The 24,533-nt window shown below is 41.1% G+C and carries 15 protein-coding genes; 12 read left to right on the forward strand and 3 right to left on the reverse strand.

What is annotated here, in order from left to right; genetic code table 11:
- Positions 1-2 precede the first annotated feature (2 nt).
- Both WH223_RS13535 and WH223_RS13540 read right to left on the reverse strand, forming a co-directional pair.
- Complete coding sequence (locus WH223_RS13535) at positions 3-3,200, reverse strand: SusC/RagA family TonB-linked outer membrane protein (RefSeq protein ID WP_340048262.1); 3,198 nt, start codon at positions 3,198-3,200, stop codon at positions 3-5.
- A gap of 11 nt (positions 3,201-3,211) precedes the next feature.
- Entirely contained in the window at positions 3,212-3,400 is a 189-nt protein-coding gene (locus WH223_RS13540) for a hypothetical protein (RefSeq protein ID WP_340048263.1), read from the reverse strand.
- Between the two features lie 875 nt (positions 3,401-4,275).
- Between WH223_RS13540 and WH223_RS13545 the strand changes: the two genes are divergently transcribed.
- The 11 genes from WH223_RS13545 (at position 4,276) to WH223_RS13595 (ending at position 20,622) form a co-directional block, all read left to right on the forward strand.
- Positions 4,276-5,568 carry a glycoside hydrolase family 30 protein gene (locus WH223_RS13545; protein WP_340048264.1) on the forward strand — a complete coding sequence of 431 codons (1,293 nt, stop codon included), beginning with the start codon at positions 4,276-4,278 and terminating at the stop codon, positions 5,566-5,568.
- A 34-nt stretch (positions 5,569-5,602) separates the two neighbouring features.
- Positions 5,603-6,847: an alginate lyase family protein gene (locus WH223_RS13550; protein WP_340048265.1), complete on the forward strand. Its 1,245-nt coding sequence runs from the start codon at positions 5,603-5,605 to the stop codon at positions 6,845-6,847.
- 287 nt (positions 6,848-7,134) lie between these two features.
- A complete protein-coding gene (locus WH223_RS13555; RefSeq protein WP_340048266.1) occupies positions 7,135-8,787 on the forward strand; it encodes a DUF6377 domain-containing protein in 1,653 nt (550 codons plus the stop codon).
- 82 nt (positions 8,788-8,869) lie between these two features.
- The gene (locus tag WH223_RS13560) at positions 8,870-9,475 is read left to right on the forward strand and encodes an RNA polymerase sigma factor (protein ID WP_340048267.1); all 606 of its coding nucleotides are present in this window, start codon (positions 8,870-8,872) and stop codon (positions 9,473-9,475) included.
- Between the two features lie 107 nt (positions 9,476-9,582).
- Positions 9,583-10,659: a FecR family protein gene (locus tag WH223_RS13565; RefSeq protein ID WP_340048268.1), complete on the forward strand. Its 1,077-nt coding sequence runs from the start codon at positions 9,583-9,585 to the stop codon at positions 10,657-10,659.
- Positions 10,660-10,788: 129 nt separating this feature from the next.
- A complete protein-coding gene (locus WH223_RS13570; RefSeq protein WP_340048269.1) occupies positions 10,789-14,235 on the forward strand; it encodes a TonB-dependent receptor in 3,447 nt (1,148 codons plus the stop codon).
- A gap of 31 nt (positions 14,236-14,266) precedes the next feature.
- Positions 14,267-15,811, forward strand: coding sequence for a RagB/SusD family nutrient uptake outer membrane protein (locus WH223_RS13575; RefSeq protein WP_340048270.1), 1,545 nt, complete (start codon positions 14,267-14,269; stop codon positions 15,809-15,811).
- A gap of 132 nt (positions 15,812-15,943) precedes the next feature.
- Entirely contained in the window at positions 15,944-16,405 is a 462-nt protein-coding gene (locus WH223_RS13580; protein WP_340048271.1) for a hypothetical protein, read from the forward strand.
- A gap of 11 nt (positions 16,406-16,416) precedes the next feature.
- Entirely contained in the window at positions 16,417-17,340 is a 924-nt protein-coding gene (locus tag WH223_RS13585) for a ThuA domain-containing protein (RefSeq protein WP_340048272.1), read from the forward strand.
- Between the two features lie 5 nt (positions 17,341-17,345).
- Positions 17,346-19,811, forward strand: a complete 2,466-nt coding sequence (locus tag WH223_RS13590; protein WP_340048273.1) for a glycoside hydrolase family 9 protein — start codon at positions 17,346-17,348, stop codon at positions 19,809-19,811.
- A gap of 19 nt (positions 19,812-19,830) precedes the next feature.
- Complete coding sequence (locus WH223_RS13595; RefSeq protein WP_340048274.1) at positions 19,831-20,622, forward strand: ThuA domain-containing protein; 792 nt, start codon at positions 19,831-19,833, stop codon at positions 20,620-20,622.
- 73 nt (positions 20,623-20,695) lie between these two features.
- On the opposite strand, the gene xpt is transcribed toward WH223_RS13595, so the two are convergent.
- Positions 20,696-21,268: a xanthine phosphoribosyltransferase gene (gene xpt / locus WH223_RS13600; RefSeq protein ID WP_340048275.1), complete on the reverse strand. Its 573-nt coding sequence runs from the start codon at positions 21,266-21,268 to the stop codon at positions 20,696-20,698.
- Positions 21,269-21,843: 575 nt separating this feature from the next.
- Here xpt and WH223_RS13605 point away from each other — a divergent pair.
- Positions 21,844-24,519 carry a M14 family metallopeptidase gene (locus WH223_RS13605; RefSeq protein ID WP_340048276.1) on the forward strand — a complete coding sequence of 892 codons (2,676 nt, stop codon included), beginning with the start codon at positions 21,844-21,846 and terminating at the stop codon, positions 24,517-24,519.
- The last annotated feature ends 14 nt before the right edge of the window (positions 24,520-24,533 follow it).

Consider the following 24,533-nt stretch of genomic DNA (forward strand, 5'->3'; position numbering starts at 1 on the left):
AATTAAAAAGTGATATCTAATCCAAAGGTCCATGTAGCACTAATTGGGTAGCGTGATCCCGAACGGCCTGTAATCTCAGGATCCCAGAATTTTACTTTATCCCAAGTAGCGAGGTTTTCTCCCTGCACATATACGCGCATTCCGTTGACGTGGTAGCGTTTTAACCAGTTCTTGTTCACAGAATAACCAAATTCTACGTTCTTAAGGCGTAAGTATGAAGCATCTCTATACCACCAAGAGCTTGCTCTTGTATTATTGGAGTTGTTGCTTGAGCTTATGCGTGGGAATAGGACATTTTGGTTGTAAGGGTCACTTGCTGTCCAACGATCCATTGCTTCTTCACGCAATGCAGCATCACTAACCGCACGCTGGAAAGGGAAGAAGTTTTCCGCTTTTCCTAGTAAATTGGTCGAAAATTGACCAGCTCCTTGGAAGAAGGCGCCGATACTAAATCCTTTCCAATCGGCTGTTAAGCCAAAGCCGTAAACGACGCCAGGTGCTGCACTTGAATAGAATCCATTTGTGTAACTAGCATCATAAGAGTCAATAATACCATCGCCATTTAAATCTTTATAGCGAATATCACCTGGGGATACTTGTGTTCTTGGGTCAGGAATACCTGGTTTTAACTCATAGTTTTCACTTCCATTTGCTCTTTTGGTAATAATGAAATCATCGGGAGTGTATAGTCCTTCTGCAATATGCATCATTGGTTGTCCAATACGTTGTCCCGTAACTGCTTGGTAGTCGAAAGCCTGTGGTATCTCATCATATTCGATGATTTTATTTCTCGTTTTGGTATAGGTTAAACGAGCCGTTAAGTTCACCTGATTAATACGTTGTGATCCTGTAACATTCATGTCAATACCTTGGTTGGTTGTACGTCCAAAGTTTTGTAAAGGAGTCACACGGAAACCTGCTACTGTTGGAATTGTCCGACGACGTACTAAAATATCAGAACGTTCATTATAGAAAAAGTCGATAGTCGCATCGATACGATTTTTAAACAAACCAATATCAATACCCGTATTAAATTTATTCTCTTCCTCCCATTTCAGTTTTGGTGTTGCATAATCTTTTTCAATAATTCCTGCACCAGGGCTTCCACTTCCTTGCCCGTTATTGCCGACCCCGGCACCGCCGGTCCAGCTATAATTGTAGCCTGGTGCACCTTCTTCAACTTGCTCACGGTATGGGAATCGTGCTAAATCTACAATAACATCGTTACCTGTTTTACCATAAGATGCACGGAACTTTAATTTATTGATGATTGGTTCTACGGGTTCCCAGAATTTTTCATTGCTGACCCACCAAGCGGCACCCACAGCTGGGAATGTACCCCAACGGAAGCCTTTAGCAAAGTTTTCACTACCCGTTAAACCGATACTCGCTTCAAGCAAATAGCGATTGTCGAAACCATAAGTACCTCTGGCAACAACACTTTGTTTGCGGAAAGGAAGCATCTCAACACCGGTAGATCTATTCTGATATTGTTTTTCTTTCTGATTGTAAAGAAATAAACCAGATACGTCGTGCTTACCGAAGGTTTTTTTATAGTCAAAAGCGGTTTCAATATAGGTGTTGCGTTCGCCCGAGCTACCAGCAGATACTGGATTGGATAAGGCTGATCCCGAACGTACTTGGGTTAATAATAGGCTTCCATCTGGATTGCGTCCTTTTGCATTGAAAGCTCTAGGTTCTTTTGTGCGGTTGATACGTCCTTGCGATAAGTTGTCAAAACTTAATGCTCCACGCCACGATAAGCCTGGCGTTATTACAGATAGGTCTTGTGTTAAGCTTACCTTAGATTGTATGGTGACTTCTTGATTACGGCTATAGCCCGTTAAATTAAGTTGATTGTATGGATTTACACGTTCTGCACCTGTAGAAAAAAGACTATGTTCGGCATAGGTGCCATCCGAATAAATCATCGGAAAGAGATGTCTCGGTGTTAAGGCAACTAAACTCCATAAATCATTAGCCGTGATAGAAGGTGCATTTTGCTTAACAAAAAAGCCCGAAAGATCGACCGACATTTTGGTTGATTTTGTGATGTCCATATCAATGTTTGAACGCAAATTGAAACGATCATACTTTAAGTTGGAACTATAGTTCTCTATCGTATTACTCTTGTATAAACCATCCTCAGAGTAGTAGGCTCCTGAAGTGAAAAAGCGTACCCGATCACCACCACCGCGGAAGTTTAACGTATAACGTGAAACATTGGTGCTCGGCTTTAACAAATCTAGCCAGTTGGTGTTGGGGTAAAGATCAGGGTCTGATCCAGTGCGATATTTTTCTAAAATGTCATCGCTTATTGTCGGCAACCATGTTGTCGGATTACCAGCAAAGTTCCAGTCTGCCTCGTTGACCAATACCATAGTGTTGTAAGAGTCTAACGATTTTGGCAAGCGTAAAGGTTTGCGTACAGCATGTTGTAGGTTGGCAGAGATAGCCGTTTTTTGTGGTATACCTCGTTTTGTCGTGATTAAAACCACCCCATTTGCGCCTTCTGCTCCATATACCGCTGTTGCTGCTGCATCTTTCAATACGGAAAGGCTTTCAATTTCATCAACAGGAATATTGCTCATATCGCTTTTACTACGAGGTACTCCATCGATAATAATTAATGGACCTGTACCGCCTGCGAAAGAACTGATACCACGAATCCAAAAGTTGGAGTCATCATAACCTGGCTCACCCGATGGTTGGATAGCGATAATTCCAGGAAGCTTACCCGCCAGGGAGTTGGTTAGCCCACGTCCTGTTACGGCAAGATCTTTAGCAGTAACACTACTGATGGAGGAAACAACACTTTCTTTTTTCTGCTTACCAAAACCAACGACTACAACCTCATCGATATCTGCTGCACTTTCTGTCAGCCTAATATTTACGGTGTTTTCGTCCGCTTTTAAGTTATGTTCTTCGGTATTAAAACCAACATAGGTGAAGATTAACGTTTTCCCTGTCGTTATGTTCAGGCTGTAACGTCCATTAGCGTCCGTATTTGTTTTTGCATCTTGGCCTCTTACGGAGATTGTTACGCCAGCAACGGGGTTTCCTTTATTATCGGTTACCAAACCCGTTACACTCTTATTTTGTGCCCACAGTGTAAAAGGAATCAAGAAAAGAAAAAGTAGCAAGGACATTTTTCCATTCATTGCCTGGGTAAAGGCTTTTGTTATGTTTCTTATATTCATAAGTTGCAGCTTTAGGATAAACGAATGAATGTTGCCTTCAGGGAAGGAAAATGAGGCATGAACGTTTGTTTGATTCCATCTTGAGGAACGATGAACGCCCAAATGGAGGATGCGTTAAGAGTGCTTAAGCGTTCTTTCGGTAAAAAGGAAAGCGAAAACAATTCTCCAAACAGCACGGAGAATTTTTCTTTTCTTCTCATGTTATTTGACTAATTAGGTTTGAAATTTTGGTGTACAGGATAGTGTTTTAGTCCATTCTGTAACTATACTTTTGGTTAGTTTACTGCGCTGTCTTTACGACATTTTTATTCTAGGTTCTTGTAAATTTATTTCATCATAGTACAAGCAATAAGGTTTTAAAAAAAAGGTTAGTTTTTCTCTATTTGGGAAATATGTCACGGTAGGCCCGTTGCTAATAAATCCGTATGAAACAAATGTAAAGAGTAAAGGCAGGACAAAATTTAGCTGGAAAAAAAAGTGAAACAATCATATATTTTGGGGACTGCTAATTATTTGTTCTTCAGTGTTTAATGTTTTTTTTGGAGAGGAAAAGATGTAGTGTCCCTTTTTCTAGCATAGATGCCCTATAGCAGTCCACTTAGTAACAAAACCATTGTGTTTTCTTATTATTTACTACTTTTTTTTAGCTTTACGAATCTATTAAAATGCTATATTAGAGCTTATTGTATTTTTTTAAGGAGATTGTCTATTTCATTTTTTTTAAAAGTAGACCTGTTTGATCTCTTGAAATGATAGATTTGAAGCGCTGTTTATTCCTCCTTGAACGCATTTTGATAAAACCTTGATATGAAATCGCTGAATACCATTTTAACCTAGCTTGTAAAATAAAAGCAAGCGATAAACCTTAATAACAACTGAAAAATAAATGAAGAACATGATCAAACCTAATCTTACATGGTTGAAGAAGAGTATTGCCCCTTTAATGTTGACCTGCTTTGTTGGGTCGGCAGCTTTCGCGGGAAATACTTTACCCCAGGCTAACGTATCCATTTATACGACGAAGGGTGACCGGTCGTGAGATTTAAAGAAAACAAATCAAAAAGCTTCGGCAAAAGTGAGTGCCAATGCAACAACTATTGAGCTTGACGCTAAAGTACGTTTCCAAGAGATTGATGGCTTTGGCGCCGCCGTTACTGGGTCTACTTGCTATAACTTAATGCAAATGAATAAGGCTGATCGTTTACGCTTCTTAAAAGAAACGTTCGATCCTATAAATGGCTTTGGTCATAGTTATATTCGTATCTCTATTGGCTGTTCTGATTTTTCGATGAGCGAATACACCTGTTGTGATGAGGAAGGCCTTGAGCATTTCGCTTTGCAAGATGAAGAGCATAATTACGTAATCCCTATTCTTAAAGAAATCCTTAAAATTAATCCGTCAATCAAAATTCTAGGATCTCCATGGACACCTCCACGCTGGATGAAGGTTAATAATCTAACCGACTTACAACCTTTTAACTCATGGACAAGTGGTCAACTAAATCCAAAATATTATGAAGATTATGGTACCTATTTTGTGAAATGGATTCATGCTTTTGAAAAAGAAGGATTGAAAATCTATGCCATCACACCACAAAATGAACCGCTTAATCGTGGTAATTCCGCTTCTCTTTTTATGGGCTGGCAAGAGCAATTAAACTTTGTGAAGGCTGGTTTAGGACCTAAGTTGGCCGCAGCAGGTTTAAAAACCAAAGTATATGCCTTCGATCATAATTATAACTATGATAATATGAAGGATCAACAACAGTATCCTTTGCATATCTATGAAGATAGCGAAGCTGCTAAATATTTTACGGGTGCTGCTTACCATAACTATGGTGGAAACCGCCGTGAATTGTTGAAAATTCATGAAGCTCGTCCAGATAAAGAATTAATCTTTACAGAATCTTCTATCGGTACTTGGAATAAAGGGCAAGATCTTACCATTCGTTTGGTCGAAGATATGCAGGAGTTAGGAACGGGCACATTAAATAACTGGTGTAAAGGTGTTATGGTGTGGAACCTGATGTTGGATGCTGACCGCGGCCCTTGGCGTGAGGAAGGTTGTAAAACATGCTATGGTGCTGTCGATATTGCGAAAGATTTTAAAACAATTACACGTAATTCACATTACTATGTGATTAGTCATTTGGCAGCAGTTGTTAAGCCTGGTGCAGTACGTATTGGCACAACAAAAAATGCCGATGATGCGATTGATTATACAGGTTTTGAAAATAAAGATGGGTCTCGCGCGTTAGTATTGGTTAATAAAGATACAAAAGCTAGAGAGATTGCTGTTTCTGATGGACGTAAGCAATTTACCTATGCGGTACCAGCTCGTGCTGTAGTTTCTTTTAAGTGGAACTAAATAATTCTTCTATTTAATCAACCTATAAACTTGAATGATGATAAAGAGATTAAGTTTAACATTGCTTGTCGGGTTCCTATCTATTGCAGGCCTTAAGGCCCAATGGATTTGGGACGCCCAGAAGATGCAAACGATAAAAGAACACGTTAATCAAGCTGCATATGCTCCAGCATATGCAGCGTTGATTGCGCAAGCAGACAAAGCGCTAAATGGACATATTTATTCGGTAACTAATAAAAAAGGACGCGCCCCTAGTGGCGATAAACACGATTATGTGAGCTTAAGTCGCTATTGGTGGCCTAACCCTGAGACGAAAGATGGGCTTCCTTATGTCTTTAAAGATGGACAGTCGAATCCTGAGTTAAATGGGTATGATCGCAATACTTTGGGAGATATGTGTGGTGCCGTAAATACCCTTGCTTTAGCCTATTTCTATAGTGGTGATGAGAAATATGCCGATAAGGCTGTGCAACTTGTTCGTGTTTGGTTTTTTGATGAGGAAACTCGAATGAATCCCAATCTAGAATATTCGCAGTTTATCCCAGGTCGTGATGGCTCAAAAGGACGTCCTGAAGGACTTATCGATAGTTATTCCTTTGTCGGCATGATCAATAGTTTGCCGCTGTTGAAAAGTTCTCCGAGCTATAAGCCTGCCTTAGAGCAAGGGTTGCAGCAATGGTTTTCTGACTTTGCAAAATGGATGAAAGAAAGTAGTCAAGGGATTGCGGAGGAGAATGCGAAAAACAATCATGCAACAGCATACGATTCCCAAATGGTTACCTATTACCTGTTTTCAGGAAATGAAGATGCAGCAAGAAAAGTGATTAACGACTTTCCTGCGCGTAGAATATTTGCACAAATAGAACCTGATGGAAAACAACCCAATGAGCTATGGCGCACATTGGCCTATCATTATTCGCAGTACAATTTAACCCACATGATTGATGTCGCTGCTACAGCGCAAAAGCTGGGTATTAATTTGTTGGCTGAACAGTCTGCCGATGGACGTTCTATCTATAAAGCCATAGACTACTTAGCGACTTTCTTAGGAAAAGGAGTGACGAGTTGGCCTTATAAGCAGATCAGTGGATGGGAAGCTAAACAGCAAGATTTATGTGTCGATTTATTACGTATTGTGGAGCTAGATCCAGCGAAAAAAGAATATAAAAATCTCGCTAAGACCTATGTAAAATTAGAGTTGACAGATCGTCGTCGATTGTTGTATCCATCAATGGAGTCTTTGATAAGCCCATCGACAAAAAAAGTCGTTAAGAAATAATAACGACTGCAATACATTGATTTGTCTGACACAAACCTGTGTATTTTAATGAGTCTTATTTTTATATAAAAGCAAGGAGGCTTCTCCTTGCTTTTATACGTTCTGCACATTCGTGAAACAGCATAAAATTTGTTTTTTCGTAACATGGAACAAATCTTTATTTTTCGTTTTAATTATTATCTTTAGTCAGTCAAAACCATGATTTAAGCCAATTCTAAAGACGTTTTTGTTATCCCGTTATTGTGAACTAGCTGAAATTTTGATAGATAAGCCTAACCAACCTATTTATGCATAAGTATCTATTTCTTTCGATGTTACTTTTTATATGCACCATCGCTGCAACAGCGCATGATGTACCCGACACGTTGTTACAAAAATTAGATAGCTATATACAAAATAATGAAGTTTATATACATCTTAAAGAAAGAAGGATACAAGCGCTTAAAGAAGAGTTGATTAAGCGTAAAGATAATGCAGGAGAAGCCTATAGGCTCAATCAGTTGCTGTTTAAAGAGTACAAAGCCTATTCTTCAGACTCTGCGATACATTATCTAAATGCCAATATGGACTTAGCAGAGACCTTGCCAGATTTGTCGAAAGTTCAAGAAGCACAAATTGCTTCTGCTATATTTTTTGTCCGATTGGGAATGTATAAAGAAAGTGCAGACCTATTGGAGAAAATGGATGTGAAAGCGTTAAATAAAGATGAATATTTAGACTATTTATTCGCCAATAGAGAGCTCTATACGGGCCTGGGGATGTATAGTCAAGATAGTAGAAATCGACGTCAATATTGGCGAAAAGCAAATGCTTATAGTGATTCTTTATTGCAAAATGCGGAGAAAGGGAGTGAAATCTATCTACGTACTTTAGAAAAATCATTAAGAACTAAAGGAACGTATGCAAAGGCATTGGAAATTAATGCTCAAAGGTTGAACTTTGCCATGCCTAATACTACGCAATATGCTTTAGTGACTTTCCATCGATCGTTGATTTTTCGAAAAATGAACGATCTTGTTAACGAGAAGAAATACCTGATTTTGTCGGCACTATCCGACGTGCAGCATGGAATTAAAGATAATGCCTCTATTTCTCAATTAGCGAACCTGCTGATGCAAGAAGGGGATGTTAATAGAGCCTATGCATATATTCGTTTTGCGCTTGGGAATAGTGGTGACTACAACAGTCGTATTCGCAGCTCCGAAGTGTTGACGATACAGTCCATCATCGATAAAGAATATCAATTGCGTAGTGATAAAAAAAATAAGCAATTACATTATTTACTCATTCTCGCCTCCGTCTTATCTGTACTCTTGAGTGTGTCCGTCGTTTATGTCTATAAGCAGATGAAGAAGGGACAAAATTTTAGCCGTAAGCTTAAGGAAATCAATGAAGAATTGTCGGAGTTGAATAGAAAGCTCTCTAGCACAAACGAAGAGCTGAAGAAAAGAAATTTAGAAGTCGCCGAAGCAAATCTCATCAAAGAGGAATACATAGCCTACTTCCTGGATGCTTGTTCTTCTTATATCGTGAAGCTCGATGACTACCGGAAGATGGTTCATAAAAAATTGCAGCATAATCAGCATGAAGTTCTTTTTACAGCCACCCGTGATACCACACTAAAGGAAGTTGAATTTAAGGAGCTATATGCCAATTTCGATAGGATGTTTTTAAATCTTTTTCCTGACTTTTTGCTACATTTTAATGCTTTATTGCTCGATGATGAGCAAATAGTAATCAAAAAAGGAGAAGTTTTAAATACAGAAATACGTATTTATGCACTTATCCGATTGGGAATCCAGGACAGTACGAAGATTGCTAACTTTCTAGGCTATTCTGTGAATACCATCTATAATTACAGGACGAAGATGAAAAATAAAGCCAAGATTTTGCGCGATGACTTTGAAGGTGTTGTGCGAAAAATTGGGGCTTTTACGTAGTTCTTTTTATGAAACCGATATTTTGCAATCCTCTTGAAATTTTGTAAGATTGCAGAACCAATCAAATAAATGCTAAGTAGGGATGATAACCAATGCCAATGATCCAAAAATATTATCCTTATTGGCAGATGGGGATGAAGCTACATTTTCACATGTTTATGAAACCTATTGGGAGGATTTGTTCAAGTACGTGATGCGTATTTTGAATGACCTCGACGAGGCAGCCGATATTGTACAAGAATCGTTCATTAGCTTTTGGGAGATAAAAGCGCAGATTCCTCGCATCCGCTCTATAAAAGCCTATCTTTTCATACTAGCACGTAATAAAGCATTTAAAAGATTGAAGGATAATCTTAAAAACCAGCACTTGGTAGAGAAGATGTCTTCTTTTTATGCAGCGCCTGATGTCTCGTCTCCAGAGTTGGTCGAGCTGAAGGAACTGAGCGATTGGATTGATAATGAGATTGATAAGCTTCCTGTAAAAATGCGGGAGATATTTATTCTGAGTAGAAAACAATATCTTTCTTACCAGGAAATTGCTCAATTATTGAATATATCCGACCAAACGGTTAAAAAACAAATCTATAATTCATTGAAGTTTCTGCGTCATCATATTGACCCTGCCTATTTACCTTACCTTACTGTTTTCCTTATTTTTGATTATTTTTCTTCCTTTTACAAAAATTAATCATCTGTATTTTAGGTGTTTATGTGTTTTGTGTAAAAACAGCTACCACTTTGGGTGATTTAACATACTCTTCATATTGATTTTACCTTAAAGTCAAAATCTCAATTATGAATCAAGAAGAGTTTAAAATACTTTTTAAACGGTATGCTGCTGGCGCATGTTCGAAAGAGGAGCAAGCACTTATCGAAAAAATATTGCTGAAAAATCCGATGATTAATCATTGGCAATGGAGTTCGGAAGAACAACGATTGCTGATGAAGATAAAAATCAAACAAGAGATAGATCAGCGAATCAAAAAACCTGTGAGACCCCTAAAGACATATTGGGTAGCATCATCTGTGGCTGCAATACTGCTGATTGGCGTTTGTTATTTTCTGTGGACATATCAGCAGGTGGCACCAACAACAACCGTACAGCAGCTAGCTTCTTCCGTTGATCAACAAGCTTCTGGGGTTATACTGCGAACCGCCGATGGTCGAGCTATTTCGCTTGACTCAGATAATGAGGAGAATATTCAAAATATACTCGAAAATAGTAGCCAAGATATGGGTAGCTGTACCATTGAGGTTCCTACGGGAGAGCAATTTAATTTTGCTTTGCCAGATGGAACCCAGGTATGGCTTAACGCCGCTTCAAAAATTAGCTTTCCACGTGTGTTCGCTACGAATGAGCGCTATGTCCAGCTAGAAGGTGAAGCCTACTTTGAAGTGACTAAAAATGCCAGTAAACCTTTTAAAGTGATGGCCAATGGAACGGAAGTGTTAGTCCATGGTACCCATTTCAATGTGTCAGCTTATCCGCTAGAAAAGATCGTGAAAACAACCCTGTTTGAAGGTGCTGTTACCGTTCGTAAAGAAGATAAACAGCTCGCTTTGAAGCCAGGATATGCCGTTATAAGTGCAGTAGGTCGGGTAGATATGCATTTGCAGAAAGCAGACCTTGATCAGGCAATGGCTTGGCGCAATGGGTATTTTGTCTTTAACGATATGGACGTAGCTTCGGTCATGCAGACCGTTGCCCGTTGGTACAATATTTCTGTGGTAACCGAGAAGGGGTTGCCTACCAAGCGTATTGGTGGTTCATTTCCTATCACAGGAAAGTTAGACGACCTGTTGCAAGATTTGGAATTATTAAGTGGTTTTAAATTTAATAGAACAGGAAAGGAGGTCCGGATAGTATGGTAAGTTAAGCCTATATATTCGCCTTAAAATATAACCGGAAATGCTGGAACATCTCCGGTCATAAAGCATCAAATGCTGGGGCCTAAATGATGATAGTTTTGTGTAACCAATTTAATTCAAACCCATTTACAAATGTATAAAAAATTAATGGCTTGCTTTAGCAAGTCCCCTAATAGTGATTTGATTAAGCTTTTGATGATGCTCAAGTTTATACTCCTGCTAGTCGTGCTTTCGACAACGCAACTTACAGCCAAGGTATTTGGACAGCGTGCTTCCATAAACTCAAAAAATATAAGTCTTAAGCGACTTTTCGAAGACCTGCGTAAGCAAACGGGCTTCCATTTTTTGTATTTAGAAGAAGATTTAGCCGGCAGTAAGCCGGTGAGCCTATCCATGAATAATGCCGAGTTAGAAACCATATTGGATAAGGCTTTAAGCCCCCAGTCTTTACGTTATTTCGTCCGTAATAACCGTATTGTTATTGAAAAAGCTCCAGCAAAAGAGCAAAAGGCGGTGACGACTGATGTGAAAGAACAGAAAAAGGAAATTTCAGGTACCGTTGTTAATGCGCAAGGCACACCGATGCAGTCTGTAACGGTATTGCTTAAAGGGACTTCACAAAAAACAATGACCGATAGTAAAGGTGCTTTCAATTTGGAGTTAACGGGGAATGGTGCTGTACTACAATTTACGGCTGTAGGTTTTAAACCACAGGACGTGAATGTAACCAACGAAAGAACAATACGTGTGGTGCTCGAAGACCAAGTTTCTGATTTATCAGAAGTTGTCGTAGTCGGTTACGGAACACAAAAGAAAAGTGTAGTCTCGGCAGCAATCAGTCGAGTGACAGCCGATGAGCTAGATCTTGGAAATCCAACGAACGTGCAGAATGCACTTAAGGGTAAAGTTTCGGGGGTGCAGATTACCTCTGAATCCGGACAGCCTGGTGCTAACTCTAAAATCAGAATTAGAGGAACAGGTACGGTGAATGATGCTGGACCTTTATACATCGTGGATGGTATGCCTTCTTACTCCGGTATAAACTATTTGAATCCTTCCGATATTGAATCCATCGAGGTCTTGAAAGATGCCGCTTCGGCTGCTATCTATGGTGCACGTGGAGCAAACGGTGTAATTCTAGTGAGTACAAAAAAAGGAAGACAAGGTAGCCCTACGCAAATGAACTACGAATTTACCTATGGCATCCAAAATCCAGAACGTAAAATTAAGCTGTTGAATAGCACAGATTATCAAATGTTGATGAACGAGATGGCGCAGAACTCCGGTAAATCGCCATACTTCCCTACGCCATCTACGGTGAATACCGACTGGCAAGAGGCTTTAACGTATAAGAATGCACCCTTGAAGAACCATAAGTTCTCCTTATCCGGAGGTACCGATAAGAGTAGTTTCTATGCTTCGTTTTCTAATGTTGAGCAGTCCGGTATTTTTGGAAAGGGCTATTCCGACTATGAACGTACGAACGCGCGCTTGAACTATTCAACGACATTGATGGATAAAGATTCCAGAAACTGGTTGAACAAAGTGGTGTTTACCACTATTGCCAACTATGCTAAAGAGCGTAGAAAAGGCTCTGATATAGGAAACTCGGAAGCCGGTGGATTAATTGCTTCGATAAACATGTTGCCACCAACAGAAGCTATCTATCAGACGGATCCTGCAAAGATCAAGCAGTATCAACAAAACTTTCCGAACTATATTGTCGCTCCTAACGGGATGCCTTACAATATTATCGACCTCAATGAGATCAACAATCCGTTGGCAGCGATGCAGGTTAATAATAATCAATTGCGCACGCCACAATATTTCGGGTCTAATATGAACATAGATGTTTCTATTTTACCAGGCTTGAAACTGAAGAGCTCCTTAGGCTTAGATTGGGCATTTAATTCGCGCCGTAAGGTGACGCCAGTTTACGACCTAAATACAAATAATAAAAACCAAAACTCCATCGTAGAAGACTTAAAGTCAGATTCCAAATTTTGGCAAGTAGAGAATGTATTGTCGTACACGAAGTCGTGGAATAAGCATAACCTAAACTTATTGGCCGGAACAACAATGTCTTCTTACTTCTATTCCGACTTATCAGGTACAGACTACGATTTGTTGGTGGTTGATTTGAATAAAGCGTATATCGATATCGCAACGGCTGATCGTGCTAACGAGCGTGTTAGTGGCGGGGCATCAGAGCATAAGTTGGTATCTGTTTTTGGTAGAGCAAGCTACAATTACGATGAAAAATACCTCTTTGAAGCGGTGATGCGTCGTGATGGCTCATCCAATTTTGGACCCAAGCATAAATATGCCGTTTTCCCTTCTGTATCCGCAGGGTGGGTATTGACGAAAGAAGGATTTATGGAAAACAGACCGGGCTGGTTAGACTTTGCGAAAATCAGAGCGAGCTGGGGACAAAATGGTAATGAGGCGATTGGTGCTTTTGGATATACCAGCAACATGTCTGTGGGTTACAATGCCGTTATTGATGGCAAAGTACTTACAGGAGCAAAAACATCAGGTTATGTGAATGAAGACCTTAAATGGGAAACTTCAGAGCAGACGGATATCGGTTTAGACCTACGTCTATTCAATGGTAAGTTCAGTTTTACAGCAGATTACTTCGTGAAAAACACCAAAGATATGTTGCTTTGGATGCAATTACCAGAATACACAGGCTTTAGAAGTATGCGTGTGAACTATGGTGCGGTAAAAAATAAAGGGGTAGAGTTGGAAGCGTCCTACAAAGGAACAATCAACAAAGTGAACTTTGGAATCGGAGCTAATGCCTCTTACGTGAAAAATGTCGTGAGCAATATCGGTCCAGACCGCGTAGGTCTCGATATTATCGGTGGTGGACTTGGCGGTACCGTTACATGGATGGAGTCGGGCAAGCCATATGGATTTTTCTATGGCTATGTGCATGATGGCATCTTCCAAAATATGAATGAGGTAAATGCCTATGTGAATCCGAAAACAGGTGCGCTTATCCAGCCAAATGCTAAACCGGGTGATGTACGCTTCAAAGATGTGAATGGTGATGGCAGCCTAGATGGTAATGACCGTCAAATGTTAGGAAAACCAAATCCTGACTGGACCTTTGGCGTTAATCTACATGCCGATTGGAAAGGCTTTGATGTGCAAGCATTCTTGCAAGGTGTAGCAGGCAATGAAATTTATAAGTTCTACCGTAGAGCTAATATTACGCAGGCCAACTGGGACGACAGCTGGTTGAATAGATGGCATGGTGAAGGGACATCCAACTGGATGCCACGCGTAGTAGAAGGAGACCCCAATCACAACACAACTTGGGTATCCAATTTATTTGTTGAAAAAGGTGATTATGTACGTTTAAAAGTGTTGCAAGTAGGGTATTCATTGCCGGAGGCAACGATTAAAAAATTGTGGATGTCTAAGCTACGTGTATTTGCACAAGGCGAAAACTTGTGGACATCAACAAAGTACACCGGTTACGATCCTGAGGTAGGTACACGTAATGGTTTTGATGGTGGTACATACCCGCAAGCAAAGATTTTCACGATTGGCGCGAGTGTAACCTTTTAACCCTATCTATTCACGTATAAATTAGAAGCTAATGAAAACAATTATAAGATCAACAGTTATTCTTTCTTTGCTAGTAGGATTGAATTCTTGTAGTAAATTTCTAGAGATAAACCCGTCGACGCAGGTTTCTGAGCAGGAGTTTTATAAAAATGAACAAGAAGTAATGATGGGCTTGCATGCCGTCATGGATGATGCTCAAAATGGCTTGATGGAGGTGTTTAGCTATGCCTCGCTACTTTCCGACGAGTCAGAATCAGGAGGCGGAATTGGTGAAGGGGTATACAAAGAAAAGTATGATAGATTTACATTCGACCCGACCACGTCTCCAGCATGGTGGAATGAGTGGGACTATGGTTTGTATAACGGTGTGACCAGCTGTAATATTTTGATTTCTAAGTTAAATCAAAGCAGCCTTCCAGCGACATTTACCAATGCTATCTCTGCTGAAGCAAAGTTCTACAGAGCATTATTCTACTACCATTTATTTATGGGCTACGAGCAGTTTCCATTAATAGGTGATCGTCTGTCGCCATCACAGATTTATTCCGTGAAGAAAGGCACACGTGAAGAGATTTATCAATTTATGATGAATGATCTTTCGAATGATATTATCCAGTATTTACCGGAAAAAGGAAGTACACAAAAAGGAAGAGTAAGTAAAGATGCAGCACGTGTATTGCGCGCAAAAATTGTGTTGTTTCAGCGTGATGAAAAAGCATACCCTACAGCTTTGGCAGATTTGAAAGAAATCATTGCTAGCAAACGCTATGCTTTACTTCCTGATTACACCAAGATTTGGTTGAAAGAAGGAGAGTTCTCCTCCGAGAATATTTATGATATCGCCTATGCGGGTAATAACTCTGGCGAAGGAAATGGTTTGGGAAGAGCATTGAGCGGTCGTGGCGTTATTGATCCTCGCTCGGCAGCACAGGGAGGCCTTCGTGAAGGGTATGGGCAGAATACCATGCCTAGCACCATCTACAGAATGTTTAAAACAGGTGATACGCGCCGTGAAGGTACCGTAATCGACTATAAGAAAGAAATCGATAAAGTGAATGCCTTAGTTGCTTCTGGTCAATTGGAATCTAGTGCTGCTTTTCGTATTCAAACCAATCAAGAGAAATTTGAATGGTTAGGTCATTATAAATACCATGCACGCAAGGAGAATGCAACCGATGTAAATCCGTTAAACAACTATTCTATGCCATTTCGCTTTTTCCGCTACGCGGATGTTTTACTCTTAGCTACAGAGTTGCAGGTACGAAGCTTAGGGCAGGTAGATGCCGAAGGACAGGTTTGGTTTGACCAAATTAGAGATCGTGCTTTTCAAAATGCTAGCAACAGAATTAGCTTGCAAGGATTGTCAAAAACTGATGCTTTAAATCGTTTGTTTGAAGAGCGTGGTTACGAATTTATTGATGAGATGCAACGTTGGTTTGACATAATGCGCTTCGATAAAGGTACCGAGATCCTGGCAGCTAAAGGCTGGACAGAGAAATTTCGCTATTTCCCAATCGCTCAAAAGGAGATTGATGCTTCTAAAGGTGCTTTAGATCAAAACCCTGGTTGGAAATAAAATGAAAAAGCTTCAGTCTTTAGTAAGTAGACTGAAGCTTTTTTTCTTATATTGTGCTGATAACCATGCTAAGCTTCAATGCTTAGCAAACCTATACCAAGTCAAAAAAATATTTTATTTAAAAAGATAAGAATGACATTCAAGCATGTTTTTTACCTTTTTGCGTTTTTGTGTTTTACAAAAGCTTCGCATGCCCAATATCAAACTTCAGAAGCTCGTACCTGGAATGCCTATCCTCCCTCGGTCGTTAAGTCGGGCTACGGATTCAACCAGAGTAAGGTCGTGCCCATGGAAGATGAGGCCGAAGAGGTAGAAGTAATTTTATTCGCTAGAGACGCGGGGCACTATCCTTATTTCGATTTATTTCGTTCCTACTACGTTATAATCGGTCACTATTCTAAAGAAGTGAAATATACGTCGTCCGAAATACTATCCGATAAACGAGAACTTATCTTGGAAGACCGTAATAAAGACGGTCGATTCGAATTGTACCGACGTTATTTAAAAGATGGTCAGTTTACCGTAGATGAAAATGGTAACAACCTTCGTGGACAATGGGTGTATGACCGTATTGAGTTTAATAAAAGTAAATAACCGCAATAGACATGAAATTAAGATACATATGGCTCTTTGTGGGCTTATTTTTCCTGCAGCTTATGCCTGCCTTGGCGCAGCAAAAGCTTAAAGCGCTAATCGTGACCGGGCAAGATGGAAACCACTGGTGGAAGGGTAGTACCGATGCTATTCAGAAAATATTGGAAAATAGTGACCGTTTTAGTGTAGAGGTAGCAATTACGCCTCCTCTAGGACAAGATATTTCGGGCTTCCGACCAACCTTTAAGCGCTTTGATTTGGTGATTGTAAATTATGGCGGAACAACATGGCCTAAAGATACCCAGCGCGATATGGAGCAATACATGGAGAATGGTGGTGCCCTTGTCGTCATCCATTCCGCTATTGTGCCGATGGCCGATTGGCCTGCGTATAATAAAATGACCGCATTGGGTGCTTGGGATGGTCGCGATGAGCGTGTAGGCCCTTATGTGTATTATAAAAATGACCGTATCGTATATGACTATAGTCCGGGGTCTGCGGGGCATCATGGCCTGCAACATCCGTTCACCGTACGCCATAAAAAGATGGAACATCCCATCTTGAAAGGATTACCTCCATTATGGAGCCATTTTAAAGATGAGCTATATACAAGGTTGCGTGGGCCGGGTCAGCATATGGAAATTCTAGCAACAACGATAGACGATACAGATTCACGTAATGATGGACGTGAAGACCCTATAATGTGGACTGTAAACTACGGTAAAGGACGCACGTTCGTAACGGTTATGGGCCATGTCGGGAACGATCCTGAACTACGCTATGCCATGGAATGTACCGGTTTTCAAGTGACACTGTTGCGTGGATGTGAATGGGCCGCAACAGGACAGGTGACACAACCCGTGCCTAAGGATTTTCCTTCCGACGGTATTCAGACTTTTAGAAAAGAATTCAAAGCTCCATTTAATGCAAAATAAAAAAGATGAATCGATTTAAAATCTTATCCACCAGTATTGCATCGCTATTCTTGCTCCAACTGGGGTTAGCGCAGACACCAAAGTTGACCAAAGATCCCAAGCTGAATGAAGAAATCTGGCAAACGGGTATTTTGCATCGACCGCTCCCTTTAGACACGGTGCTTTCCTTGGAAAATTTAGGATGGAAAAAGAAGGTCCTACAGCGCTATCAGCCAAAAGGAATTACAGACTTCAAAAACTGGCGTCAGCAGGGTGTAGGTAAAATATTTCTGGAGAAACAGCATGCGCAATCGAGCCAAGGAAGCATAAAGCTGCAAGTGCCAACGGTGCGTAAAGAATGGGCTCCTGGGGCTCCTGCTGATGGCGACTACGCCAACTATGGCGGCGCTTCTGCGGTATTTGAGGTAGGCGGAGAAAATTGGGAGAAGTACAACCGTATTGTTTTTCGTATTTATCCCGATTGTGAAGGAGGGCGAAATATCCACTTAAACTTACACTATTACAACGATGGTAAGCAGAAGATTCCTGATGAATATTATCGCGAAGGGACACACGAAATTAATTTAGTCAATCGCGAATGGAATACCTGCTACCTAGAAATTGGCGACTTGCCACGTGATAAGATTACGCGTATTGCCTTTGGTGTACCTGGTTTTGGTAAAGATCGCACTACAGGCGACTCGTTGAATTTCTTTATCGAAGGAGTCGAACTCCAACAAATAGAACAACCCGAGCGTATGCTGGGGTGGCAGCCTGTTCCCAACCGCATTATCTATTCCTCTTCGGGCTATGATCAGCAAGGGTTGAAAACAGCCCTGCTAAGTGATGATAGCGAAAAGGCGAAAGTATTTAAACTCCTGCGAGCGAGCGATGGTACAGTGGCCTACGAAGGAAAGGTTACGACGGCAAAAACAAGTATTGGTAGTTATCAGGTATTAGATTTTTCCGCTTTTTCTACTGCGGGGCAGTATTTGCTTAGTGTTGGCAATAGCCGCACGGAGCCTTTTAGCATCGGTGCTAATATCTGGGAAAACTCCGTATGGCGCGTGTTGAACTTTATTTTCTGCGAGCGCTGTGGGCATCCTGTTTCGGAAAAACATGGCTCTTGCCATGCCGATATTGGTGCTACACATGAAGGGCTACGTCTAGCCTACAACGGCGGATGGCATGATGCAGGCGATTTATCGCAGCAGAGTTTGCAAACGGGTGATGTGGTATTTGCTTTGCTAGAAATGGCCAATAAAGTTAAAGATGAAAACCCAGCCCTTTACCTACGTCTATTGGAAGAAGCAGAGTGGGGCTTAGACTTTGTCTTGAAGACCCGTTTGGGTAAGGGATACCGAGCGAGTAGTGTCGGCATTGTGATATGGACGGATGGCCTTATTGGTAATATGGACGATATGAAAGCGCGTGTGCATGATAGTCCTTTCGACAATTTCTTATTCTCGGGCTATGAAGCATATGGAGCGATGAGTGTCGGTAAAGATCCCGCGCTAGCGGAAAAATTACGTAAAGTAGCCATAGAAGATTTCGATTTCGCCTTGGCCAAGTGGAAAGAAAAAGGATACGATCATTTTCCAATTTTTTGGGAGCATAGCTACAATACTTCCGAGAGTCAATTTATGGCGACAGCCTCTTGGGCGGCCAGCTTATTGTATAAGTTGACCAAAGATCCAAAGTATGCACAACATGCTGTAGACTTTATGGAAGAAGTGTTGTTGGCACAGCGCAAAACACCGCTGGCCGATGCTGATGGACTGAAAGGATTCTTCTACCGTGATAAGCAGCAGAAAGTAGTCGTTCATGCCAATCACCAATCGCGCGAGCAGGTATATGCGCAGGCATTGGTCGCCCTTGCCGAAGGACAGCCCAATCATGCACGTCAGCATGCTTGGCGTGAATCCTTGCAGTCGTATGGTGATTACCTAACCAAGATTATGAAGTATACCGCACCTTATGGTATGGCGCCAGCAGGTGTTTATCATATCGATGAGGCTAAAGATTCCTTGAGCTTCAATAGACAGCATCTCTTTGCGGGAGCAAAAGCGAAAGATGATTATGCTGACCAGTTGAAACAAGGGGTGCAATTGGATAATGAGTATTATTTAAAACGTTTTCCGGTATGGTTTTCATTCCGTGGTAATGCTGCCATTCACCTCAGCCATGGTAAGGCGGCGACTATCGTTGGTAAGTATTTGAAGAACGAGGAGCTATTGCAGATTGGCCGTGAACAGCTATACTGGACGGTAGGTAAAAATCCTTTTGGACAGTCATTAATCTATGGAGAGGGCGCTAACTTTGCACAGCAATATTGCCCATTGCCAGGAGAGATGGTTGGCGAAATGCCTGTCGGTATTCAGACTCGTTATAACGAAGATGTGCCATATTGGCCACAAGCGAACAACGCTACATACAAAGAGGTGTGGATGACAACCGCAGGAAAGTGGCTCTCCTTAACAGCAGAATTTTAAAAAATATAAACGCATATAGATGTTCACAAAACGATTATTAAGCATCGGAAAGGACGGTCTTTCTTTCCGCTACCTTGTGTTGGTCTGCCTTTTCATGGCTAGCCTATTGACTATAGCACAGGCACAAACAAAAGTGTTAGTGCTCACCGAACGCGGTGGTCAGCACGCTTCCTTCACAGATACCGCATTGGAGTGGTTACGTAAAACTGGAGAAAAGGACGGTTTCCAAATTGAAGAAATCAATAACCCCAAGAAGATTACTAAAGAGTATTTAGCCCAGTTTAAGACCATCATCCAGTTGGACTATCCGCCATATACCTGGTCGAAAGAAGCGGAAGATGCTTTTATAGATTATATCGAGAAGGGTAAAGGTGGATGGGTAGGTTTTCACCATGCTGGTCTTTTAGGCGAGTTTGATGGGTACCCGCTATGGCAGTGGTTTTCCGATTTTTTAGGCGGTGTTCGCTTTAAAAATTATATCGCTAAGACTGCCTCGGCAACAGTTTATGTAGAAGATACAAAACATCCTGTGATGAAAGGAGTGAACCCACATTTCCTAATTCCCAACGATGAATTTTATACCTTCGATAAAAGTCCGCGAGAAAAAACACATGTGTTGGCGCGCGTAGATGAAGATAGCTACCAGCCTCCTTCCGACATCAAGATGGGCGATCATCCCGTGATTTGGAGCAATCCACGCGTTAAAGCACGCAACGTATATTTCTTAATCGGTCATAGCGGCTCTTTATTTGCATCGAAAGACTTTACCACCATGTTTAGCAATGCTATCCACTGGTCGATAGGAAAGTAAATTCCTACACATAAAAAAAGCATCAATCCTTTGGGGTTGATGCTTTTTTTATGCCTCCTATGCAGCAGTATATCTAGTTCTCTTCAAATTCAATTAGGTTGTCGCCCAACGCTTTGATGCGTGCTAAAGATTCAATCGGAATATTTAGTTCGCGAAGGCGCTCGCTACCTTGTTGGAAAGACTTCTCAATGATAAAGCCCATGCCTAAAAGTTCGGCACCAGCTTTTTGTACCAAGTCAGCCACACCAATAGAAGCGTTACCATTGGCTAAGAAGTCATCGATAAATACAACTTTATCATCAGGGGTTAGGAAATCACGACTTACGCAGATATCATACGTTTTATCTTTCGTGTAAGAGTATACCGATGATGTCAACATATTTTCCATCGTCTTAGGGACTGCCTTTTTAACAAAAACAACAGGCAGCTCTAGTAGATAGCCTAGCATAATCGCCGGCGCAATACCACTAGCTTCAATCGTTACAATTTTATTAATCGGCAAATGGCCAAAACGACGAACAAACTCAACGCCTATGGATTTCATTAAAATCGGATCCATCTGGTGATTGATAAAGCTATCGACCTTTAATATTCCACCTGCAAAGCTTTTGCCATCCTTTAAGATGCGGTCTTTTAATAATTTCATGTCAAAAAAATAGTTGAGCGCAAAGATACTGGAAGTCGATGAGAATCAAGTCCCTTATCCTGTTTTTTCTTACTCATCATCGGATGGGGGAGAGGAGTCTGGGTACAATGTTGAATAAGGAAGAGCCTAAACCTAGGCTGACAATACTGCTCTGGGCTAACATTTTACAGATAACGGAGCTTGCTTGGGAATAATTTATTAGGTTAATAAATGGGGTTTATAAGCTAAAAAGGCGCTATTAATTAAGAGATGTCAAAAAAAGTTAAAAAAAGACTACTATTCCTGTAGTATTTATAGTGATATGTTATATATTTGCATACGAATCGTTTATCAATTGGCGTTGGCAACGAATTAATCTAACAGAAGACAGCTACTATGAAATCAGAAAATTCAACCTTGACTACTCTATTTTTTATAAAAGGAATACGACGTATCTCCCTGTCGTGTCGAATGCGCTGCTGCGCTTAAATACCACCTCCATTCATTAAGGTACTTCAGTTAGCTTAGCTTTCTATGTGCCTATCCTGAAGCAAGTCAAGTACTTGCCTGTATTCATTTATTAAATATTCATCCGCATGAAAAAATACACGGTATTTTTACAATACTTGGTGTTGCCTGTTTTTCTATGGAGCAGCACCCTTATTGCCCTAGCTCAGGTAGGTTCAACACCTGCAGAATTAAAAACTGGAGCATCCGCATTAAACTTAGAGAGAGATTATTACTTTCCGGCGAACAGCCGTTTTTCGGCTGCGGTGCCTACACCTAGTCAATTTTTTAAACGTCAAATTGGACATAGCCATACCCGTTATGACCAAATACTGAATTACTTCCAGGCGCTAGCGAAGAGCTCTAACCGTGTGAAGATAGATACCCTAGGCTATACCTGGGAGGGTAGACCTTTAGTGGTGCTGAAGGTATCTTCACCAGAAAATATCAGCAAAGCTGATCAAATTCGTCAACAGCATATTGAAACGATCAACCGTGCTAAAAATAATCAAGCGGCTAGTGCAACAGACCAGAAAGGCTTGGTATTTTTAGGCTTTAGCGTGCATGGTAATGAAAGTTCGGCAGCTGAGGCATCCATCTTGACAGCCTATTACCTCGCTGCATCCGAAGATCCAAAGGTGAAAGAAGAGCTTGATAAGGCCATTTTCTTTGTAGATCCTGTGCGTAACCCAGATGGCTATGACCGCTATATAACATGGGTAAATTCCAATAGTGCTTTCCCGCCCAATGGTAGCGCGTTAGATCGCGAACATAATGAGGTATGGCCCGGAGGACGCACAAACCACTATTGGTTTGATTTAAACCGCGACTGGGTAAATCAAGTACATCCAGAAAGTAAAGCTCGTGTTCGTTATTTCCAATCATGGTTGCCTCATTTTCAGGGAGATTTCCACGAGATGGGCGCTGCTTCCTCTTTCTTCTTTGAACCGACAAAACCAGAAGCACAAGAGTCTCCTTTAGTACCTAAAAGTACCTTTCAACTGAACGAGCTTTTCGCAACCTATTATGCAAAAGCATTGAATGAGATTGGCTCTTTTTACTTCACTAAAGAACAATTCGATAACATTAACCCAACATACGGATCAACCTATCCTGACCATGCGGGAAGCTTGGGTATTCTCTTTGAACAAGCAAGCCCGCGTGGTTTATTTCAAACCACCAGCAATGGCGATCTGACCTATCCTTTGGCCATTCGTAACCATTTTAGAATCGCTTTAGCTAGCATTACGGCGTCCGTAGATCATCGAGATAAGCTGCAAGACAACCAGCTGAAGTTCTTCCGTTCGGCTTTTGAGTTAGCGGCTAAAGATCCTGTAAAAGGATATCTCGTCGACTTAAAATATAGAGACCGTACCGCAGCGAATTTCAAAGAATTATTGGATCAGCATCAAATTCAATATGCCGAAAATACGCGCGATCGTAAAGTAGATGGTAAAGATTTTGAAAAAGGATCATCCATTATTATTCCGACAGCGCAAGCCAACTACCGCCTCGTGAAGGTCATCTTCGACGAAGCTAAAGAGTATGTGGACAGCGTATTTTATGATGGGTCAGGCAATTCCATTGCTTACCTCTACGGCTTTCCTTATGCTGGAATAAAACAAGATTTGGATAAAGGTGAAAGCAACCAACCGGCAGCGAAAGTTGTCGCTCCCGCAGTAAGTAGAAGTGACTACGCTTACCTTGTTGATTGGCGTCAAGAAGGAGCTCCTTGGTTTTTGTCGCAATTGCTACAAAAAGGAATCATCGTTAAATCATCAAGCAGTCAGTTTGAAGTTTTAGACCAAGGGAAGCCTTTAGCATTTGATTATGGGACCCTATTGATTCCTGTGAGTGGACAGTCAATTTCTGCGGATGCTTTATTTGCGGTTTTGCAAGACCTAAATAAACGTGGCGATATCGCTATCACAGCGACGACGACAGGCTATAGCAGTAAAGGTATAGATTTAGGAAGTAGCGGATTTAAGGCGCTGAAGCCTCAAAATGCACTGTTGTTGACCGGTAATGGTGTGAGCGCTTACGAAGCGGGTGAGGTGTGGTATGCTTTCGAGCGTCAGCTAGAGCAGTCTTTATTACGCGTGAATGTCGAACAGTTTAACCGTGTGAACCTCGATGATTATCAAGTATTGGTGTTGGTGAGCGGCGAGTATTCCGCTTTAGGGAAGCCTGCTGTTGACCGTATTCAAGCATGGGTACGAAAAGGAGGAACCTTAATTGCTGTCGGACGCACCGGCGAATGGCTTGCTGAACAGAAAGTAGCATCCTTCAAATTTCAAAGCGCCCGTGCTGAGCGTGCTGACGCTAAAGAGGCCAAAGAAGGTAAAGAAGCTAAGTCGAAGGAACGCTATGAATATGCTTCTGCACAAGGAAGAGAAGGTACTAAGCGTATTGGAGGCACCTATTTCAATACTGAAATAGACCGTACACACCCTATAGGCTATGGTTTTACACAAAAAAGTAAGCCCGTTTACCGTAGTCACAACCTCTTTGTAGAGCTTGGCGACCAGCCCTATAATAATGTCGCGATCTATACAAAAGCACCCCTGCTAAATGGATATGCTTCAAAGGAAAATCAAAAGAAATTGGAAGGTACCGCTAGCATTTTGGTGGAAAGTAGTGGCAGTGGTAGCATTGTCTATTTTGTTGAGGATCCGCTATTCCGCGGGATATCCTTTGGAAATGCACGCAGTTTCTTCAATGCTGTTTTCTTAGGGCAAACGATTCAATCAGGAGGAAGAAGATAAAAAACAAACGTATA

This window comes from Sphingobacterium sp. MYb382 (assembly GCF_037572665.1).
In the GTDB taxonomy this organism is placed as follows: domain Bacteria; phylum Bacteroidota; class Bacteroidia; order Sphingobacteriales; family Sphingobacteriaceae; genus Sphingobacterium.